Below are 20,155 nucleotides of genomic sequence, written 5' to 3'. Positions count from 1 at the left end.
GCCGGCCGTTTCAGCACGGCGAAGGCGTTATTCGTCGTCCGGCACGTCCATCACCGGCTCGACCATGTAGGTTACCGCCGTGTGCATGTCGTCATCGCTCAGGCTCGGGTTGCCGCCTTTCGCCGGCATGCCGTTATACCCATTGATGGCGTGGCTCAGCAGGGTGTCAAACCCCTGGTCGGTACGCGCGGCCCAGGCGTCCTCTTCACCGCGTATCGGGGCACCGGCCGCGCCGGTTTCGTGGCAGGCGGAGCACACGTTGTTGTAAATACTCTCGCCGCCGGCGGAACCGCCGCTATCCGCACTGTCAGCGCTGGCGTCGGTGGCCGCTGACGCCGAGGCGTTGCCGCAATCCTCACTGGCCAGGCAAACCTCGCCCACCGGCGCCAGGCGCTCGGCGATATCGTCTTTATTCATGGCTGCCTGGGCGCCGGCAACACCTGCCAGTACCCCCAGAGCCACCAGACCGCTTTTGATCAGCTTTGCATCCACTCTCATTACCCCTGTTGTCTTGATGCGATTGTTGAGACGCGACTGTCTTGATGAGACTGCCTTGATGCGACTGTCGTATCCTGGAACGTATTATCGCTTGAATCCGAACGAAACACGGCGCGCAGCGGCGGCGGTCTGCCGTAACGCTCGGGCGAGCCTGTGCAAACGAGTCCATGAAAACAGTATACCGGCAACGCACAGCCCGGGAAAATGCCCGGGCGGCGGCGTGTCACGGGGTTTTCCTGCTCCCGGGCGCCGGGGCCGGCGTTCGAAGCAGTTCCCGGGAGGCCTTCCACCGCCATCATCCTGCCGATCAAGCCCCCAACACACCGCCATCGCTCGCCAGCCGCTGTATCCAGCAGTTGACGAAACTTGACCCTGATCATAAAATTTAGCCTTAGCTAACTATTTTACATCATGCAGCCTCCTCGCCATTGCCATAGGTGCTATCTCCATACCTGCTGCCGCCATGCGCGCTTCGAGTACGGAGCGTTCCGGCGACCGTCCGGCCCCTTGGTGAAAGCACTGTTCTTTCCGGCTGTAGGCTGTCTTGCCCGGCTATAAAAAGCGGGTCCTGAAAGGTTCAACAAATGATATCCATACAAGACCTCACGGTCTCATACGGTAATTACAAGGCTCTGGATGGCATAACGCTGAGCACCGGCAGGGGCCGACTGGTGGGTGTCATTGGCCCCAACGGGTCGGGCAAGTCCACCTTCATCAAGGCGATGATGGGGCTTATCCCTCGTGACCGTGGCGATATCCGCCTATTGGATAAACCGCTAAAGAAAGTCAGAAAGCGGATCGCCTATGTCCCCCAGCACACCGGCGTTGACTGGGACTTTCCCATCAATGTGATCAATACGGTGCTGCTCGGCACCTACCCGAAGCTGGGCTATTTCCGCTGGCCCGGCCGTAAAGAGAAGGCGATGGCAGCGGCCTGCCTGGAAGAGGTGGGCTTGCAGGAATACGCCAAACGGCCGATCGGTGCCTTGTCCGGGGGGCAGCAGCAGCGGGTCTTTCTGGCTCGGGCGCTGGCCCAGCAGGCCGATCTGTTCCTGCTGGATGAGCCGTTTGTCGGCATCGACGTGGGTAGCGAGGCCACCATCATCGCGGTGCTGAAACGACTCCGCGATGAAGGCAAAACGGTGCTGATTGTTCATCACGACCTGTCCCGTGCAGCCGAATACTTCGACGACCTGATTCTGCTCAACAGGAAGCTGCTCGCCTACGGAACGGCCGCCGACGTGATCGAGCCGGACCGGCTGTTCCAGGCGTACGAAAGCCAGATACCTTTCCTGAATGCAGGCTGATATGACCGTTCCAGAATTCATCAACGACATCATTCAATACGATTTTGTGCGCAAGGGCCTGTTTGCCTCGATCATGGTCGGGATCATCTGTGGCGTGCTCGGCTGCTTCATCGTCCTCCGGGGGCTTTCGCTCATGGGTGATGCCGTATCGCATGCCATCGTTCCGGGCGTTGCCATTTCCTTCATCTTCTCGATCAACATCTTCTATGGTGCCGTAGCCGCCGGCACTCTGGCGGCTTTGGGGATCGGTTATGTCCAGCAAAACAGCCGCATCAAGCAGGATTCGTCCATCGGCATTATCTTCACGGCTTTTCTGGCGCTTGGCGTCCTGCTTATTCGCCACGCCAAAAGCGGCATCAAGCTCGACAGCATCATGTTCGGCAGCCTGACATCGGTCCAGAGCAACGACATGTGGCTGACGCTGGTCATCGGTGCGATTGTGCTGGCGGCCTTGCTGCTGTTCTACAAGGAGTTGGTGGTATCGACCTTCGATCCCATCATGGCGGCGGCCTACGGCCTGCCGACCAGGCTTATCCACTATGCGCTCATGGTGCTGCTGACCCTGGTGACCGTAGCCTCGATGCAGACGGTCGGCGTCATCCTGGTGGTCTCGCTGCTGATCATGCCCGCCTCAACGGCTTATCTGCTGACCAACCGGCTCAGCATCATGATGCTGTTATCGGCGGTTTTCGGCGTCATGTCGACCCTGGTCGGGCTGTATTACAGCTTCGCCTATGACCTGCAATCCGGCGCAGTCATCGTGCTGGCCGCCTTCGTCATCTTTGTTCTGGCATTTTTCCTCTCGCCCGGTAGAGGCATCCTGTGGCGGGGTATCGGGAAGCTGTTGCGGCTGTCGCAACCGGCGTCATCGAGTCAGCAGGCCATTATTAAACTGATCAGGAAGAGGGGTTAATCACCGTGATTTTTCAACCATCCATACGTTACGTCGGCACGGGGCTGCTGGCGCTCATACTCATGATGTCGGTGGGCCATGCCGGGGCAGCAGATGACAAGCTTCAGGCTGTCGGCGACTTCACCATCGTCTCGGCTATCGTGGAAGAGGTCGGCGGGGAGCGCGTGGATGTGTATAACATCATCGATTCGGGTAACGACCCGCACGAATGGGATCCGTCGCCCCGGGACACCAAAAAGACGGCCGATGCCGACGCCGTCTTCTATTTTGGCTGGAATCTGGAAGGGATTGAAGGCGATAGTGCCGAGTATAACTGGGTCAAAAAATTGCTGCGTGCGGTCGACAAGGATCCGGATACCGTATTCACCATCTCGGACGGCATCGAGCAAAAGACAATCGGCAAAATCGAGAAAAACCAGGGCACGATCAATCCGCACGCCTTCACCAGCCCCAAAGCCGGCACCATCATGGCGAAAAACGTTCGCGATGCCCTGATCAAGGTCGATCCGGATCACAAGGAAGACTACCAGGCGAATACGGCCGCCCTGTTGGACGAACTGAAAGCGATTGACCAGGCCTATCAGGACAGGATCGAGGCGCTACCGGAAGACAACCGTGTTCTGTTCACCGGCGAGCGCGCCTTCCAGTATCTGGCCGAGGACTACGGCCTGAAGGAAGGTTTCATCTGGGAGATCGACGGCAACGAAGAAGGCACACCTCGCCAGGTCAAGCGGGCCATCAATTTTGTCGAAACGCACAACCCGCCCGCCCTGTTCCACGAATACAACGATGACAAGCGACCCATGAATACCGTTGCCGATGCCACCGGCGTCGAGGTGTCGGGCACGTTGATTTCCGATGACATAGGGGAAGCCGACAGCTACGTGGAGTATCTGACGCATAACCTGGACACCATCATCGACGGTCTTTCCCACACCGAATAGCTGGCCAGTGCGGTTGCGTATCGACAATCAGCTGCGCTGGTGATAACAACAAAAGGGCGATCACTCCGCCTTTCGGCGGCTTACGGCGGTACGCCCAAATACGCTATGATGGAAAGTCAGCCGATTTTACTTATTAACCATTCTCATTCACTCTGGGTTCTCATCCGCTGCCCCTTTATCCCGAACTGATGCGTCCATGAGTCACGACAAAAAGCCCCAAAGGGCCGCCGCCAGCAGCCCGGGCGGCGACGCCCTGCCGCCGGTCGACCAGCACGCGCGCCAGTACACGACGGTGCGCCAGGCCCACGAAACCGAGCTGATCGAGGATTACGTCGAGCTGATTGGTGACCTGCTGACGCATCGCGGCGAAGCCCGGGCGGCCGATATTGCGGCGCGCATGAGCGTTAGCCAGGCCACGGTGTCGAAGATGATCCGCCGGCTCAACGAGCTGGAGCTGGTCACCAGCCGGCCGTACCGCTCGCTGTTCCTCACCGAGTCGGGCAAGGCGATGGCGGCCCAGTCCCGGCAACGCCACGATATCGTGCTCAACTTCCTCCGCGCGCTGGGGGTCAGCGACGATGCCGCGCGCATCGACGCCGAGGGCATGGAACACCACGTCAGCGATGAAACCCTCGGCATCATGCAGCGTTTTATTGCCGCGTCGCCCAGCGCGGACGACGCCTAGCCCGGTCTTCTCAGAAACGATGCCGCAAAAGGCGCATGGCGTTCAGCGTAACCAGCACCGTGGCGCCGGTATCGGCCATCACCGCAATCCACAGGCCGGTAATGCCCAGCGCGGTGGTCACCAGAAAGATCGCCTTTAGCCCCAGCGCCAGCGCCACGTTGGTTTTGACGTTGGCCAGCGTCGCCCGGGACAGCCGGATCAGCTCGGCAATGCCGGTCACGCGGTCCTTGAGCAGCGCGGCGTCGGCGGTTTCCAGCGCTACGTCGGTACCGCCGCCCATGGCAATACCTACCTCGGCAGTCGCCAGCGCCGGCGCATCGTTGATGCCGTCGCCGACCTTGCCGATGGGCCCTCGACCACTGGCCTGCCAGGCGGCAACGCGGCTGGCCTTGTCGTCGGGCAACAGCCCGCCATGCGCTTCAATGCCCAGTGTCTTGCCAATGGCCGCTGCGCTGCGCGGGTTATCGCCGCTGAGCATCACCGTGTTCACGCCCAGCCGGGACAGCGCGGCGAGCCCCTCCCGGGCATCTTCACGGGGCTCGTCACGCAGCGCTATCAGGCCCACGGCGACGGCATCCTGCACCAGCACGGTGATGCTTTTGCCCTCTTCCTCCAGGGCCTTAATCCGCGTAGTGGCCGCCGGCGCCAGGCTGACCATTCCACCGACGTGAGCCGGGCTGGCGAGCGTTATCTCCTGGCCGTCAACCTGCCCGGCAATACCGGCACCGGCCAGGGCACGCCCTCCCGTCACGGCGGGCAAGGTCAGGTCGCGCTCACCGGCACGCGCGACAATCGCAGCGGCGATGGGGTGGCCGGACTCGCGCTCGAGCGCGGCCGCCAGACGCAGCACGTCGTCCTCCCCGATGCCCTGCCAGGCTTCAATATCGGTCACCTCGGGCGCGCCGGCGGTCAGGGTGCCGGTTTTATCCAGCACCAGGGTTTTCACCTGGCCCAGGGTTTCCAGCACCGCGCCGCCCTTGATCAGCAGCCCGCGCCGGGCACCGCTGGAAAGCCCGGCGGCAATCGCCGCGGGGGTGGAAATCACCAGCGCACAGGGGCAGGCGATCAGCAGCAGCGCCAATGCCCGGTAGACCGACTCCGACCAGGCCATGCCGACCACCAGCGGTGGCAGCAGCGCCAGCAGCAGCGCCAGCGCCACTACCGCGGGCATGTACCAGCGGGCAAAGCGGTCGATAAAGCGCGCTACCGGCGCCTTGGCGGCCTGGGCGTCTTCCACCAGGCGGATAATGCGCGCAATGGTGTTGTCTTCCGCCCGGCGGGTGACCTCGACGGTGAGCGCGCCATCATGGTTGATGGTACCCGCCAGCACCGCATCACCGGCGGTTTTATACAGGGGCTCGGCCTCGCCGCTGACCGGTGACTCGTCGAGATAGGCACCGCCCTGCTCGATACGCCCGTCGCAGGGCACCCGGTCGCCCGGGCGGATGAGCACCCGCTGCCCCGGCGCCAGGGTGTCCGCCGGTACTTCCGTGGGCTCATCGCCGTCCAGCCGCCGCGCGGTACTCGGCGCCAGGCTGGAAAGCGCCGAAATGCTTTGCCGCGCCCGGGAAGACGCCACGCCTTCCAGCAGCTCGCCCACGGCAAACAGCACCACCACCACGGCAGATTCCGCCGCCGCGCCAATCATTAGCGCCCCGACAGCGGCAATGCTCATCAGCGCTTCAATGGTAAAGATTTCCCCCACGCGCAGCGCCTGCCACGCCGACCTGACAATGGGATAAAGCCCGACCAGGGTCGCCGCCACAAAGGGCCAGCTGCCCAGCGCCGGCCAGAACAGGCGGAGCACGGCCGCCGCCGCCAGCAGCGCACCGCTGACCAGCACCAGCTTGCCCTTGGCGCTTTGCCACCAGGCGGTTTCCGGCGTCGCAACGCCGGCCGCAGACGACGTCTGTTCGTCGTGCACTACCTCGTAGCCCAGCCCGCGCATCGCCTGATCGATCGCTGCCTCATCGGGGGGCGTCTGTGCCTCAAGGAACACATCCAGCGTGCCCGCCGCGGCGTTGGCCTCGGCATCGATCACACCCTTGACGCGAGTCGCGGCCGCCACCGCCTTGCGCTCGCAGCCGCCACAGTCCATGCCGCTCACGCGGAAGCGCGCGTGCGGCGTCTGTTCGCCTTCGCCACGGTGGGCATTCAGGGTCTCGCTGGTGGATAGCGTCATTTACCTCTCCCGGCCGACTGGCCTTGCATTCCGGGTATCCACGCTCAACATAGGACCTAAAGCCACTATAGGTTCAATGCCCGTGGCAACATCCGATGGAAGACGCGAGTCGGGAGACAGACGGGGAGGCAGACATGCAGCAACAGAATACGCCGACGTTCGGCATCGGCACCCTGGCCCAGCGGGCCGGCTGCCAGGTGCAAACCGTACGCTACTACGAAAAGATCGGGCTGCTGCCCGACGCCACGCGAAACGCCGGCAACCAGCGCCGCTACCACGACGCAACGCTACGCCGGCTGACGTTTATCCGCCACGCGCGGGATTTCGGCTTTTCGGTGGAGGCGGTGCGCGAGCTGCTGGGCATGGCCGACCACCCCGACATGCCCTGCGATCACGCCGACGCCATTGCCAGACGTCATCTGGAAGAGGTGGAAGCGCGCCTCGAGCGGCTCGGCGCGCTCCGCGATGAACTCCAGCGCATGGTGGCCCAGTGCGCCGGCGGCCGGGTGGATGAATGCCGTATTGTCGAAGTGCTGAGCGACCACGACCAGTGCCTGCATACCGCCGCCCACGGCGGTCAGCGGGCGATTCGCTAACGCAGCGCGGCGCTTAAAACAGCCCCGCGTTGACCCACAGATGCACCCCCACGCTGGCCGCGTAGCCCAGCAGAATGGCGGGTGTCCAACGCAGGTGCACGGCAAAGGTATAAATGCCCCGTGCCTGCCCCATCAGCGCCACGCCGGCCGCCGAGCCCATCGCCAGCAGGCTGCCGCCCACGCCGGCGGTCAGGGTAATCAGCAGCCAGTTGCCTTCGGCCATGTCCGGCGCCATGGAGAGCACGGCAAACATCACCGGAATGTTATCCACCACGGCGGAGATCATACCCAGCACCACGTTGGCCAACACCGGGCTGCCGCCGCCATAGAGGGTTTCGGAAAGCAGGCTGAGGTAGCCGAGAAATCCCAGGCCGCCGACCGACATCACCACGCCGTAGAAGAACAGCAGGGTATCCCACTCCGACCGCGCTATGCGGCTGAAAATATCAAACGGCACCACACTGCCCAGCTGCTCGAGCTTGCGCCAGTCGCCCCGGCGGGAATAGCGCTCGCGCTTGCGCTCCAGCGAGCGCGGCAGGCTGCGGCGCAGGTAATAGCCGAAAAACTGCAAAAGCCCCAGGCCGAACATCATGCCCATGGCCGGCGGCAGGTTGAGTACCGAGTGGCACAGCACCGAAATCGCCACGGTAAACAGAAACAGCGCCACGATGCGCCGTGCTCCGCGTTTGAGCCATACGGTTTCGTTCAGCGACTCCGGCTTCTGATTGACGATAAAGAAGTTCATGATCACCGCCGGCACCATGAAATTCACGATCGCCGGAATCAACAGAGCAAAAAAACCGCCGAACGGAATCTGCCCGTCCTGCCATACCATCAGCGTGGTAATGTCGCCGAAGGGGCTGAACGCCCCGCCGGCGTTGGCGGCGACCACCACGTTCACGCAGCACAGGCTGATAAAGCGATTATCGCCTTCGGCGACTTTCAGCACCACGGCGCACATCAGCATCGCCGTGGTCATGTTGTTGGCCACGGCGGATATCCAGAACGCCAGAATCCCGGTAATCCAGAAGAGGCTGCGATAGCTGAAGCCCTTGTACACCAGCCAGGATCGCAGCTTATCGAATACCCGGCGTTCCTCCATGGCATTGATGTAAGTCATCGCCACCAGCAGAAACAACAGCAGCTCGGTATATTCCAGCAGGGTTTCGCGGAAGGCCCGCTCGGACACATCCGACATCCCGGCCTTCATGTACATCCACGCCACCAGCGTCCAGATCAGTCCGGCGGCCACCAGCACCGGCTTGGACTTGCGCATGTGCAGCACTTCCTCGCCCATGACCAGCGCATAGGCCAGCAGGAAGATGGCCACCGAGGCAATGCCGGCCACCGACAGGGTCAGATCCAGCGGCCCGGCCTCGGCAAAGGCCAGGGAGGGAAAACACAACAGACAGGCAGCAAAAAACTGCCGGCGAACCCGAAGCAAACGGGGCCGAGAAGCGGGACGGGTGGGGAGCATGGCACGGACCTTGGGGCGCGGGGGAAGGATGGAAAAGCGAAGAAAACGCGTAATGATAAGCGCCCTGAAGAAAGGCTGCAATCGCCCTGTTGCGGCCCAACGGGCCTCGACTGGGCAATATCACGAGCCGCACCGGCAGCGTGCGGCCCGGCGTGCCGAGCCTTTTAAACGGTCAGGTCCACATGCTGAAGCGTATCAACGGCGCCGTTTTCCTTCAGATAGACACCGCTGCTGCGTATTTGGCCATCCTGCTGATAATTGCTGTCATTGAGTTCAAACGGCGTAGCGGCGTTATCCAGCCCCAGAGCGCCGACGCCGTTCTCCGCCAGCGTCTCCTGGTGCATGTCACCCGACGCGTCCTGGCGCCAGATACGCAGCCGGGCAAAAACGGGATCCTGCTCATCGATCCAGCCGTTGCCATCCTCGTCGTGGGCCGCCAGATCGGCAAAACCGTCGCCGCTTTGCGGCCCGAACAGTTCCGAGCCGTCATCAATTCGGCCGTTGCCGTTACGATCCAGCGCCAGAAAACCGCTGCCCGCATCCACCACGGAAATGTTGTCTTCTTCGCCGTCGGCATCCAGGTCAAACGCCATCTTCTGACCTACCAGGTCCGCGGCATTGCCGTCGAGATTGATCACCAGCGGATCGACCTGTTCGCCGTCACCCGCGGCAAAATAGGTATCCGTCTGCTGTGTAAAGGAGCGCTGCATCTGCAAATCGAGGCTGAAGTCGAGCGAGCGGCCGTCGGCGGTATTGATCACACCCCGGGCGGAAAAGTCGGTCTGCTCGGCTTCATGGACGCGGGTATGGCGCTCATACTCGACGCCCCAGCCCTGCGATGCCTCGGACGTTTCGGCAGCTTCCTCCGGGGGAGTGTCGGCGGATTCGGACGCTTCACGGGCGGCATCCATTTTCGCCACGGCCTCGGGAGACAGCAGCTCGACCTTCCTGTCCGTGAGCGTTTCCACCACCGAGATCAACGCGCGCATACCGGGGTCGTTACGCACCTCATCCATCGCATTTTCGATTTCGCCAGCGGCGTCGGAGCCTTCCGCTGCCTTGCCCTCTGCCGGACCGGCCGAGCTTTTTTCAGCCTCGGATTGCGCCTCGGCTTTTGCCGCCGCGACGGCGGCTTCACGCGAGGCCGACGACAGAGTAACCCGCGTGGAAGCGGCCGGGGCGTCATCCTCCGACCGTGACGCTGTGGCATCCGGCGGCGAGCCGCCTACCCAGGCGCGCAATGCTTCCCGGGTCGATGATTGCCGGGTCAGCGAATGCTCGCCGGCCAACTGAATACTGGAATTGATGACCTGCATGCGACCCCCGTTGAAATGCCCTGCATGACTTTTCTCTGCATGACTTTGCCCTGCATAATCGCTTCATCGGCCGGACATCGCTTGACTTGAGCCAGCGGTTGACACCTTCCCCGGATGCTGATCGCTTAACGGCACGTTGCCGACCAGGCGAGAACTGAACTGACCCCATAAAGTTGGACGGTTCATTTAGCTGGCACCCAAGGCCTGAGTCCTGTACTGCACAGGGCTCAGGCCTTTTAGCGTCAACTTAATGCGTTCGTGATTATAGTAGTGGATGTAGTGGTCGAGTCCTCGCTGCAGTTGCTCAAGCGTCTCGAACCGATTCAGATAAAAGTACTCGGCCTTGAGGGTGCCAAAAAAGCTCTCCATCGCTGCATTGTCCAGGCAGTTGCCTTTACGTGACATGCTTTGAATCAGGGATCGCTCCTTCAGCAAGCGCCGGTAAGCCGGGTGCTGATAATGCCAGCCTTGATCGGAGTGCAGCTGCGGCTTGTCCGCTGGCTCCAACCGAGTCAACGCCTTGTGCATCATATCGATCACCAGGGAGAGCACGGGGCGCTTGCCGGTCTGGTAGGCCACGATTTCGCCGTTATAGAGATCCATGACCGGCGATAGATAGAGCTTCTGGCCGTTGACGCTGAACTCCGTGATATCGGTGACCCACTTCTGGTTCGGACGTTGTGCCTGGAACTGACGATCGAGCAGATTGGGCGCGATTCGTCCTGCGCTTCCTCGATAGGATCGGTATCGTTTTCGGCGTACCAGTGACCTCAGGCCCAGACTCTTCATCAGTCGCTGCACGGTCTTGTGGTTGACTGTCTCGCCCGCCTGTTTCAAGGCCGCGGTGATGCGACGGTAACCGTAACGCCCCCGATGGTGGTCGTAGATTTGGCGTATACGCGTTTTCAGAGCCGCGTATTTGTCACCGGTGTTCTGGGCCTTGCGTTGATAGTAAAACGTGCTGCGCGAGAGACCGGCCGCTCGCAGCAGCAAGGCGAGGGTGTGCTCATGCCTTAATCCCTGGACGACTTGCGCTTTTTGCCTCGCGCCACGTCCTGCTCTGCCTGGATCAAGGCATCGAGCTTTTTAGATAGGCGTTCTCGGCACGCAGGTAGGCGAGTTCTTTCAGCAACGCCTCTTGAGAGCGCTCTTTATCAGGTAGGGGCGGTGAAGGAGGCTTCTTTGACATCGGGCGGCGTCCTTTGCGCTGAGGTTCCAGGGCAGTCAGACCCCCACTATGGTACTGACGCTCCCATCTGCCAATAGCGCTGCGCTCACGGATATCGAACAGGGCCGCAGCCTGGCGTTGTGACAAGCCATCCCGCCACATTCGCTCAAGCACCTCCCGCTTGAAGGCCGCACTGTGGTGACTGTACTTCTTGCGCAGGCCCGACACGCCATGCTGTCGATAGGTTGCCAGCCATTGCCGGATGGTGGACACATCCACGCCATACTGGCGAGCCACTTCCCCCTGGCTGATGTCCTCGCGTAAACACTGCTGAATAACCCGCAGCTTGAAGCTCTCGTCATATTTCGCCATCAAAAACACCCCGAAGGTTGGATGATGTCCAACTTTCGGGGTGCAGTTCAGAGTCAACATGACGGGCTTTGGCCTGGCAATTGGCAGCCTGCGGCATCAGCGACGCCGACGCTGCTCCTGCCCACGACCCTGGCTCTGGCCACGGCCACGGTTATTGCCGGCGCCTTCGGTGGGCGTCAATGTTATTTCCACCCGGCGGTTTTGGGCACGACCGGCATCGGTATTGTTGCTCGCCACCGGGTTGTTCTCGCCGTAGCCTCGGGTATTCAGCCGCGAGGATGAAACGCCGTTGCGTACGAGATAGTTACCCACGGACTCTGCCCGGCGTTCGGAAAGCTTCCGGTTATAGTCGGCATCCCCGGTGCTGTCGGTATAGCCGCCGATGTTGACGCGGGTGTCGCGATACTCGCCGAGCACGCTGGATACTTCATTGAGCGCGTTTGCCGCCTGCGACGACAGATCGGACGAGTCAAAACCGAAGGTCACCTTGCTGGGCATGTTGAGCACGATGTCGTCGCCGCGACGATCCACCTCGATGCGCGACCCTTCCAGCCCCTGGCGCAGGTCCTTTTCCTGGCGATCCATGTAGGCCCCCACGCCGGCCCCGGCGGCAGCGCCCACGGCGGCGCCAACCAGCGCACGGTCACGGCGGCTGGTGCTGCCGTCACCGGACAGCGCGCCGGCGGCGGCACCGATGGCCGCCCCGATGCCCGAGCCCTTGGCCGTTGTGGAAGCACCGCCACCGTTGCGGTTATTATAGCCGCCCTGGCCGGCACAGCCGGCGAGCAGAACAGCCGCTGCCAGTGTTGCCATTACTCGCGTCATTCGCATTGCTCTCTCCTTTCTTTCGGGAGGTCATGAAACATCATCGGCGTCGTGTCTCAGCCGTCGCTGATATCCGCCAACAGTTCGTTCAAGAATAATAAACCCCGAGGCGTGGGTCGTAACATTTTGGCGGTTTCCTGCAAAAGTCCTTTTTTCACGCTGCCCTGTAACTGTTTCTGTAATACGGCCCAGGGTTGCCCCGTATGTCGCTGCCAGAGTGCTGCATCCACGCCGTCGGTCAACCTCAGCGCATTCATGCAGAACTCCAGCGGCAGCTCGTCCTCCGCTACCCTCTGCTTGCCGGCGACAAAGCCGCGCATGTCGTGCCGGCGCTGCAAGTAGGCAGTTGGCTGGCGGGTTTTCCAGCGCCGTTCGATGATCCATTCGCCCTGGTCATCAATCCGGCTGAGCTTGCCGTGGGCGCCGGCCCCGATGCCCAGATAATCGCCAAAGGTCCAGTAGTTGAGGTTATGCCGGCTATGCCGACCAGGGCGGGCATAGGCCGAAATTTCGTAGCGTGAATATCCCGCCTGCTCCAGCCGTTGATGACCCAGGTCGTTGATATCGGCGAGGGTGTCGTCTTCGGGCAGCTGCGGCGGCCGAGCATGGAACGCCGTATTGGGCTCCACCGTGAGCTGATACCAGGACAGATGCTCGGGCTTCAGCGCCAGCGCCTGCTCCAGATCGTCCAGCGCCAGCGCCGGCGTCTGGTCCGGCAGGCCGTGCATGATGTCGATATTGATATTGTCGAACCCGGCGTCGCGGGCCTGACCCACTGCGTGGATGGCCTCATCACCGCCGTGGATGCGCCCCAGCGCTGTCAGCTGTTGGGTCTGAAAACTTTGCACACCCAGCGACAGCCGGTTGATACCGGCGTCCCGATAGCCGCTGAAGCGGTGGCGCTCGGTGGTGCCGGGGTTGGCTTCCAGAGTGATTTCAATATCCGCAGCCAGCGTCAGGCGCTTGCCGACTTCGGCGAGCAGGGTCTGATAAAACGCCGGCGACAGCAGGCTCGGCGTGCCGCCGCCGATAAAAATCGCGACCAGCTCGCGTTCACCGGCCAGCGCCAGGTCCTGATCCAGGTCTTTCAGCAGTGCTGCCAGGTAGTCGCTTTCCGGCAGGTCGCGGCGGCCCGATTCGTGGGAGTTGAAATCGCAGTAGGGGCATTTGCGCACGCACCAGGGCGTGTGGATATACAGCGACAGCGGCGGCAGATTGGAGGCGGCCATCGCGCTTAACCCGCCTTGCCGTAGGCGGCCTGGAGGGCGTCGACCAGCGCCTGCATGGCGCGGCCGCGGTGGCTTAAACGGTTTTTGTCATCGGCCGGCAGCTCGGCGGCGCTCATGGCCTGACAGGGCAGCCAGAACAATGGGTCGTATCCAAAACCGCCTTCGCCGCGAGCCTGAGACAAAACCTCGCCTTCCCAGCTGCGCTGAACGATGATCGGCACCGGATCATCGGCGCGGCGCAAGTAGACCAGCACGCACCAGTAGCGCGCAGAGCGCTGCCGACCGTCGCGGCAGTCGGCCAGCGCTTCCAGCAGTTGGGCGTTGTTGCGCGCGTCACTTTTGGGCTCGCCGGCGTAGCGCGCGGAATAGATACCCGGCTGCCCGTTCAGCGCATCAACCGCCAGGCCGGAATCATCCGCCAGCGCCGGCAGACCGCTGACTCGGCTGGCCTCGCGGGCCTTGAGCAGGGCGTTTTCCACAAAGGTGAGCCCGGTTTCTTCAACATCGGGAACGCTGAAGTCTGCCTGGGGACGGACATCCAGCCCCAGCGGCTGCAGTATCCGGTCGAATTCCTTGAGCTTGCCGGCATTGCCGCTGGCAAGTATCAGGGTGCGTGTTGCGGTCATGGTGTGTCTCCCTGGTGGCCGGCCAGTGTACGCCGTGCACCGGCTGACCAAAAGAGCGCCACCCGGCGGGTATTTCACGGACAAAAAACCGCCCGACGTGACGGGCGGCTTCTGCGACAGGCGCCGGGCGGTTGCCGGCGTCAAAGTTGCCGAAACGGCGCTACGGCTCAGGTCATGCTGGCAAAGACGCTTTCGGCGGCGTCCAGGGTGTGCTGGATATCTTCGGCGGTATGGGCGCTGGACATGAATCCCGCCTCGAACGCCGAAGGCGCCAGATATACGCCCTGGTCGAGCATGCCGGTGAAAAAGCGGCGGAAGGCGTCGGGATCGCAGGCGGTGGCCTGGGCGAAGTTATCCACCCGGCTTTGGGCGGTGAAAAACAGCCCGAACATGCCGCCGGCGGACTGCGTTACCAGAGGCACGCCGGCAGCGTCGGCGCGCTCCTGAAGCCCGCTGAGCAGGGTATCGACGCGCTGGGTCAGGGCATCGTGGAAGCCCGGCACCTGAAGCTTGGTCAGCAGCGTGGTGCCCGCGGCCATGGCCAGCGGATTCCCCGACAGCGTACCGGCGTGATACACCGGCCCCAGCGGCGAGATCTGCTCCATGATCTGACGGCTGCCGCCGAAGGCGCCCACCGGCATGCCGCCGCCGACGATCTTGCCCAGGCAGGTCAGGTCCGGGGTCACGCCGTAGTGCGCCTGGGCACCGCCCATGGCCACGCGGAAACCGGTCATGACCTCGTCGAAAATCAGCAGACTGCCGTGCTCGTTGCACACCCGGCGCAGGGTCTCGAGAAACTCGGGCTGTGAAGGAATGCAGTTCATGTTGCCGGCCACCGGCTCGACAATGACGCAGGCGACCTGGTCGCCGATTTCGTCAAAGCAGGCCTCGACGCCGTCGGGGTCGTTGAACGACAGCGTCACCGTATGCTCGGCCAGCGACGCCGGCACCCCGGGGGAGTTGGGCACGCCGTGGGTCAGCGCGCCGGAGCCGGCCTTGACCAGCAGCGAATCCGAGTGGCCGTGGTAGTTGCCTTCAAACTTGACGATCTTGTCGCGGCCGGTATAGCCCCGCGCCAGGCGGATCGCCGACATCGTCGCCTCGGTTCCCGAGCTGGTCATGCGCACCATTTCCATGCTCGGAATCATCTCGCAGATGAGGTCGGCCATGGTGGTTTCCACCTCGGTGGGCGTACCGAACGACAGGCCGTTATCCAGCCGGGCGCGGACGGCGGCGAGCACGTCGCGGTCCGCGTGGCCGGTAATCATCGGCCCCCAGGAGCTGACATAGTCCACGTAGCGGTTGCCTTCCACGTCAAACAGGTAGGCGTCCTGGGCGCGCTCCATGAACACCGGCGGACGATGCATGCCCTTGAACGCACGCACCGGGGAGTTGATACCGCCGGGAATACGGCGGCTGGCCAGCTCAAACAGTTCAGCGGAAGTCGTCATGGAATCCTCTCTTGTGAACAAGTGTGGGTCGATAAGGGTTGGCGATAGAAATTAGCGATGGGGTCGGCGATACAGGTCGATGTGGACCGCCGGGAATATGGGCCAAAAAAGCTGCGATCCCGCCAAGCGTGGCAGAAAAACCCCGGCCGGCCATTAACGATACGCAAAAAAGCGATTGGGCAAACGCTGGCCGTGCGCCGGCCGGTAACCGTGTGACAGGCTTTGCCAGGCGAAATGCTGCGCCTGCTCGCAGGCAACAGTCAGCGTATCACCGGCGGCCAACCGAGTGGCCAGCGCAGCGGCCAGGGTGCAGCCGGAGCCGTGATAGGCGGCCGCCAGACGCGGCCACTGCCACTGGCGGGCGTTGTCCGGCGTGTGCAGGGTGTGGGTGACCGTTGCGTCGTTGCTGCTCGGCAGCGGATCGTCGGTGGCGGTCACCAGCACGCCCTGGCAGCCGGCCGAGAGCAGCGCCACGGCGCGTTCGGTGTCGTTGTCATCCGGCAGCTCGGGCGTCAACCGGGCGAGCTCGTGGCGGTTGGGCGTGAGGATATCCGCCTGCCCGATCAGGTTATCCACAAAGCGTTGGCACAGATCGGGAGTGGATAACTCGGCCCCGCCGCCGGCCTTGAGCACCGGGTCGATCACCACCGGTACGCCGGGAAAGCGGCGCACGATCCGCGCCGCCGCGTCGAGCGTCGCCGCATCGGCCAGCAGGCCGATCTTGATCGCCGCCACCGGCATATCGCCGAGCGTATCGACGGTTTCCTGCATGATTGCCGAGTCGACGGGCACCACCCGGCGCACATTATCGCCGTTTTGCACGGTCAGCGCCGTGGGCACGGTGAGCGCCCAGCCGCCGTTGGCGGCCACGGCTTCGCTGTCGGCCACCAGTCCGGCACCGCTGGTGGGGTCATGCCCGGCCAGCACCAGCACCGCAGGAGGCAGCGGGCGCGCCATTAAAAGGGCTTGACCACGGCAAAAATCATGATTGCTACCAGCGCCAGCACCGGCAGCTCGTTAAACCAGCGGAAAAACACCTGGGAACGCGAGCAGCGATCCTCGGCAAACTGCTTGAGATAGATCAGGCAGACGTGGTGGTAGGCGATCAGCAGCACCACGAAGAACAGCTTGGCGTGCATCCAGCCCTGGCTGAGCCAATGGGGCTGTAGCGCCAGCAGAGCGATACCCAGCACGATGACCGCAATCATCGACGGCGTCATGATGCCGCGATACAGCTTGCGCTCCATGGTCTTGAAAGTGTTCATGCTGGCGTTTTCGCCCTTGTCCCGGGCAATGGCGTGGTAAACGTAAAGGCGCGGGAGATAAAACAGCGCAGCAAACCATGTCACAACGGCCATGAGGTGAATGGCCTTCACCCATAAGTACATGCGGGCTCCTTGAGTATTCCGGCAGAATCAAGCGGTATTGCCGCTATCGGGGTTGAGCAACCGGGCCGCCTGCCGCCGCAGCGGCCAGAGCCGATTCACGGGCTGCGCCCCTCGGGGCTGCGACTCTCGGGCAGCCGGTCGGTAAAGTGGTAATAGCGTTCGATGGCGCCACGGGTGATGATACCTGAAATCCGTGCCTTGTTGAGACGCTGCCCGTGGGTCACGTACAGCGCCCCCAGGTCATCATTCTGCAGTGCCAGAAAGGCTTCGGACAGCGTGGCCTGAAGGCCGATGGGCGCAAGCTCCAGGCGCCTGCCGGGAATCTCCAGAAGGTCAATCTGGCGAAAGCCCGGCCGCCGTTGCTCAATGGCCGCTTCGTGCTCCAGCAGCCAGCGTGCCAGGATCGCGCCTTTCAGCGCCAGCAGCGGCTTGCCTTCGCCCTTGCGCTCGATAACCAGCCAGACCGGATTGTTATCCAACAGCTTGCGCGCCGTTTCCGGCGCGATGACACGCGGCGTTCGCACCAGATTGCGCTCCATGACCGCGGGAACCGAAATCCGCGACAGGGCCTGCATCAGCGGATGCTGAAGCGGGTGGCGGCTGCCGTGTACCGCGCTGATGAAAAAGCCCTTGCAGCCGGTGAGCTGGCGCGTGGTCAAGCACGCAATCACCACGGCGAGCATGCCCGGAAGCATCATGTTGGGCGTGTGGGTCAGCTCCAGCAGCGCCATCAACGCGGCCAGCGGTGCCTGCAGAATAGCCCCCATCATCGCCGCCATGCCCAGCATGGCGTACACCGTGGGGCTCGCCGAGAGCTCCGGCATCAGCTGGGTGCCCGCCAGGCCGAACAGCGCCCCGGCCGCTCCGCCGGCCACCAGAATCGGACCGATGATACTCACCGGGATGCCGCACGCCACGGTAAAGGCGGTCAGCAGCAGCTTGCCCACTGCCACGGCAATCAGTACGTCGACCGCAAGTTCGCCGCTGAAGGTCAGGCCCAGGGTGTCATAGCCCATGCCCTGCACCTGGGGGTAAAACCAGGCCACCAGGCCGACCAGCACGCCCACCAGGGCAAAACGCGCCGGCAGGGAAAGCCGGCTGAAACGCTCGGCCGCGCGCGCCAGGCGCACAAACCCCGAGGCCAGCAGGCCGATACCGAAGCCGCTGACCACGATCCAGGGCAGATTGATCAGCGATCCGAGCATTACGTCACTGGCCTGGAACGGGCGCTCAAAACCGAACGCCAGCTGCGCCATCAGCCCGCTGACGGTTGCCGCCATGATCACCGGCATGAAGCCCACAATGGTGTACTCCATCATCACCACTTCCATGGCGAAAATCACCCCGGCAATGGGCGTATTGAACGAGGCGGAAATGCCCGCGGCGGTACCGCAGGCCACCAGCACTCGCAGACTGTTGTGGGGCAGGCGCAGCTTCTGGCCCAGCCCGCTGGCCGCTGCCGCGCCGAGGTGAATGGCCGGTCCTTCGCGGCCGGCCGAGAGCCCGCCGAGGACCGAAATCAGCCCCACCCACCACTGGGTCAACCAGTTGCGCCGCGGGAAGCGCCCCTGGTGATACGTCAGCCTGTCGATGACGTGGGCCACGCCGATCTTGCGCGCGGCAGGGGTCTGACGAATCAGCCAGGCGCCGATCAACAGCACTGCCACCAGCGGCAGCAGCGCCCGCCACAGCGGCGCCAGCTGCTCAAAGGCCTCGGGGTTGCCATCGGGCATATAAACCAGCGCCCCGAGGCTCAGCATGAAGCGAAACCCGACCATGAGCGACCCGGTAATCATCCCGGCGACCAGCCCCAGAATACAGAGCTGGGGCAGCGCATCCACGTTGGCCAGCTGGCGCCGGAAACGCTCAAGGGTAAAAAACGATCGTAATACGGGTGGCACTCTGGATGTCCTTGTGTGACGTTGCTCCTGTCAGCCTGCCATTGTGTATCATAGGCGTATGAACTTCGACAGCCAGGCGCCGGACACCCGCGGCGCGAGCTCAGGCAATCAGACGGGCACCCGATAATAAGGAGGCAAACGTGATCAAGGTTGGCATAGTAGGCGGTACCGGCTATACGGGCGTAGAGCTTCTGCGCCTGCTCGCGCGGCATTCCGGCGTCAGCGTCGAGGCGATTACCTCGCGCTCCGAAGCCGGCGTCAGGGTCTGCGATATCTATCCGAACCTGCGCGGCCACTATCAAGAGCTGGCCTTCAGCGAACCCAATGCCGAGCAGCTGGGCGAAATGGACGCGGTATTTTTTGCCACCCCCCACGGCGTGGCCCACGCCCTGGCCGGCGACCTGCTGGACCGCGGCACCCGCGTGATTGACCTTTCGGCCGACTTCCGCCTGCGCGATATCGCCGAATGGGAAGCCTGGTACGGCCAGGCCCACGGCGCGCCGTCGCTGGTGAAGGAAGCCGTCTACGGCCTGCCGGAAATGAACCGCAATGCGATCAAACAGGCGCGTCTGATTGCTGTCCCCGGCTGCTACCCGACGGCCGTGCAGCTGGGCTTCATCCCGCTGCTACAGGCCGGTATGGTCGACCCCGGCCAGCTGATCGCCGACTGCAAGACCGGCGTTACCGGAGCCGGACGCGCCGCCAAGGTGGGGTCGCTGCTGGCCGAGGCGGGTGAGTCGCTCAAGGCCTACGCGGCGGGCGGCCACCGCCATCTGCCGGAAATCCGCCAGGGGCTGGTGGAGGCCCACAACGGCGAAGTCGACCTGACGTTCATGCCCCATCTGACGCCGATGATTCGGGGTATCCATGCCACGCTGTACGGCCGGCTGACCGCCGAGCCGGAAGTTGATCTCCAGGCCATGCTGGAAAGCTGGTATGCACAGGAACCGTTTGTCGACGTCATGCCGGCGGGCAGCCATCCGGAAACCCGCAGCGTCAAGGGCAACAACGTCTGCCGGCTGGCGGTGCATCGCCCGGCAGGCGGCGATACCGTGGTCGTCCTCTCGGTCATTGATAACCTGGTCAAGGGAGCTTCCGGTCAGGCGATTCAAAACCTCAACCTGATGTTCGGACTCGACGAAACGACCGGCCTTGACGCACCGGCGATAATGCCCTGACACGCGCTCTCTACCAGGCATTGTTCATACCGGCCCTGCCCGGTAAAAGTTGACCCTTTTACCGGGAATTACCCATAATCTAACGATCAGACAAGCGAT

18 protein-coding genes are annotated in these 20,155 nt (G+C 63.0%); 6 read left to right on the top strand and 12 right to left on the bottom strand.

Annotation, left to right across the window (positions count from 1 at the left end):
• Positions 1-27 precede the first annotated feature (27 nt).
• Positions 28-498 carry a c-type cytochrome gene (locus C793_RS0101515; protein ID WP_017429179.1) on the bottom strand — a complete coding sequence of 157 codons (471 nt, stop codon included), beginning with the start codon at positions 496-498 and terminating at the stop codon, positions 28-30.
• A gap of 584 nt (positions 499-1,082) precedes the next feature.
• On the opposite strand from C793_RS0101515, the gene C793_RS0101510 reads away from it, so the two are divergent.
• From C793_RS0101510 to mntR, 4 genes are all read left to right on the top strand, one after another.
• Positions 1,083-1,805, top strand: a complete 723-nt coding sequence (locus tag C793_RS0101510; RefSeq protein WP_017429178.1) for a metal ABC transporter ATP-binding protein — start codon at positions 1,083-1,085, stop codon at positions 1,803-1,805.
• Position 1,806: 1 nt separating this feature from the next.
• A complete protein-coding gene (locus C793_RS0101505; protein ID WP_051038320.1) occupies positions 1,807-2,718 on the top strand; it encodes a metal ABC transporter permease in 912 nt (303 codons plus the stop codon).
• A gap of 5 nt (positions 2,719-2,723) precedes the next feature.
• Positions 2,724-3,662 (top strand): metal ABC transporter solute-binding protein, Zn/Mn family, encoded by a 939-nt coding sequence (locus tag C793_RS13305; RefSeq protein ID WP_017429176.1) that lies wholly within the window; start codon positions 2,724-2,726, stop codon positions 3,660-3,662.
• Positions 3,663-3,858: 196 nt separating this feature from the next.
• The gene (gene mntR, locus C793_RS0101495; RefSeq protein WP_017429175.1) at positions 3,859-4,347 is read left to right on the top strand and encodes a manganese-binding transcriptional regulator MntR; all 489 of its coding nucleotides are present in this window, start codon (positions 3,859-3,861) and stop codon (positions 4,345-4,347) included.
• Positions 4,348-4,357: 10 nt separating this feature from the next.
• Here mntR and C793_RS0101490 read toward each other — a convergent pair whose 3' ends face one another.
• Positions 4,358-6,529 (bottom strand): heavy metal translocating P-type ATPase, encoded by a 2,172-nt coding sequence (locus C793_RS0101490; RefSeq protein WP_017429174.1) that lies wholly within the window; start codon positions 6,527-6,529, stop codon positions 4,358-4,360.
• Between the two features lie 134 nt (positions 6,530-6,663).
• Here C793_RS0101490 and C793_RS0101485 point away from each other — a divergent pair, with 134 nt between their 5' ends.
• Positions 6,664-7,125 (top strand): MerR family transcriptional regulator, encoded by a 462-nt coding sequence (locus C793_RS0101485; protein WP_017429173.1) that lies wholly within the window; start codon positions 6,664-6,666, stop codon positions 7,123-7,125.
• Between the two features lie 13 nt (positions 7,126-7,138).
• On the opposite strand, the gene nhaD is transcribed toward C793_RS0101485, so the two are convergent.
• The 10 genes from nhaD to C793_RS0101430 all read right to left on the bottom strand — a co-directional run bounded on the left by nhaD (position 7,139) and on the right by C793_RS0101430 (position 18,878).
• A complete protein-coding gene (gene nhaD / locus C793_RS0101480) occupies positions 7,139-8,602 on the bottom strand; it encodes a sodium:proton antiporter NhaD (RefSeq protein WP_017429172.1) in 1,464 nt (487 codons plus the stop codon).
• Positions 8,603-8,766: 164 nt separating this feature from the next.
• Complete coding sequence (locus tag C793_RS0101475) at positions 8,767-9,918, bottom strand: SPM autocatalytic domain-containing protein (protein WP_017429171.1); 1,152 nt, start codon at positions 9,916-9,918, stop codon at positions 8,767-8,769.
• A 186-nt stretch (positions 9,919-10,104) separates the two neighbouring features.
• Positions 10,105-11,458, bottom strand: a protein-coding gene (locus C793_RS14190) for an IS3 family transposase (RefSeq protein ID WP_156804829.1) whose coding sequence is annotated in 2 segments (ribosomal slippage) — positions 10,105-11,005 and positions 11,004-11,458 — 1,356 coding nt in all. Because the reading frame shifts where the segments join, the coding sequence is not laid out codon by codon here.
• A 96-nt stretch (positions 11,459-11,554) separates the two neighbouring features.
• Positions 11,555-12,289, bottom strand: coding sequence for a YiaD family glycine zipper/OmpA-like lipoprotein (locus tag C793_RS13295; protein WP_051038318.1), 735 nt, complete (start codon positions 12,287-12,289; stop codon positions 11,555-11,557).
• Between the two features lie 50 nt (positions 12,290-12,339).
• Positions 12,340-13,512, bottom strand: a complete 1,173-nt coding sequence (gene hemW / locus C793_RS0101455; protein ID WP_017429168.1) for a radical SAM family heme chaperone HemW — start codon at positions 13,510-13,512, stop codon at positions 12,340-12,342.
• 5 nt (positions 13,513-13,517) lie between these two features.
• Positions 13,518-14,138: an RdgB/HAM1 family non-canonical purine NTP pyrophosphatase gene (gene rdgB, locus C793_RS0101450; RefSeq protein ID WP_017429167.1), complete on the bottom strand. Its 621-nt coding sequence runs from the start codon at positions 14,136-14,138 to the stop codon at positions 13,518-13,520.
• Positions 14,139-14,305: 167 nt separating this feature from the next.
• On the bottom strand, positions 14,306-15,589 hold the full coding sequence (hemL, locus tag C793_RS0101445; RefSeq protein ID WP_017429166.1) for a glutamate-1-semialdehyde 2,1-aminomutase: 1,284 nt from the start codon (positions 15,587-15,589) through the stop codon (positions 14,306-14,308).
• Positions 15,590-15,742: 153 nt separating this feature from the next.
• Positions 15,743-16,546: a bifunctional hydroxymethylpyrimidine kinase/phosphomethylpyrimidine kinase gene (gene thiD, locus C793_RS0101440; RefSeq protein ID WP_017429165.1), complete on the bottom strand. Its 804-nt coding sequence runs from the start codon at positions 16,544-16,546 to the stop codon at positions 15,743-15,745.
• A complete protein-coding gene (gene hemJ / locus C793_RS0101435) occupies positions 16,546-16,977 on the bottom strand; it encodes a protoporphyrinogen oxidase HemJ (RefSeq protein ID WP_017429164.1) in 432 nt (143 codons plus the stop codon). Before hemJ ends, thiD begins: the two co-directional genes overlap by 1 nt.
• A gap of 95 nt (positions 16,978-17,072) precedes the next feature.
• A complete protein-coding gene (locus C793_RS0101430) occupies positions 17,073-18,878 on the bottom strand; it encodes a chloride channel protein (protein ID WP_017429163.1) in 1,806 nt (601 codons plus the stop codon).
• 140 nt (positions 18,879-19,018) lie between these two features.
• Between C793_RS0101430 and argC the strand changes: the two genes are divergently transcribed.
• Positions 19,019-20,056 carry an N-acetyl-gamma-glutamyl-phosphate reductase gene (gene argC, locus C793_RS0101425; RefSeq protein WP_017429162.1) on the top strand — a complete coding sequence of 346 codons (1,038 nt, stop codon included), beginning with the start codon at positions 19,019-19,021 and terminating at the stop codon, positions 20,054-20,056.
• The last annotated feature ends 99 nt before the right edge of the window (positions 20,057-20,155 follow it).

This window comes from Vreelandella jeotgali Hwa (assembly GCF_000334215.1).
In the GTDB taxonomy this organism is placed as follows: domain Bacteria; phylum Pseudomonadota; class Gammaproteobacteria; order Pseudomonadales; family Halomonadaceae; genus Vreelandella; species Vreelandella jeotgali.
This window is presented reverse-complemented; position numbering and strand designations above follow the sequence as displayed.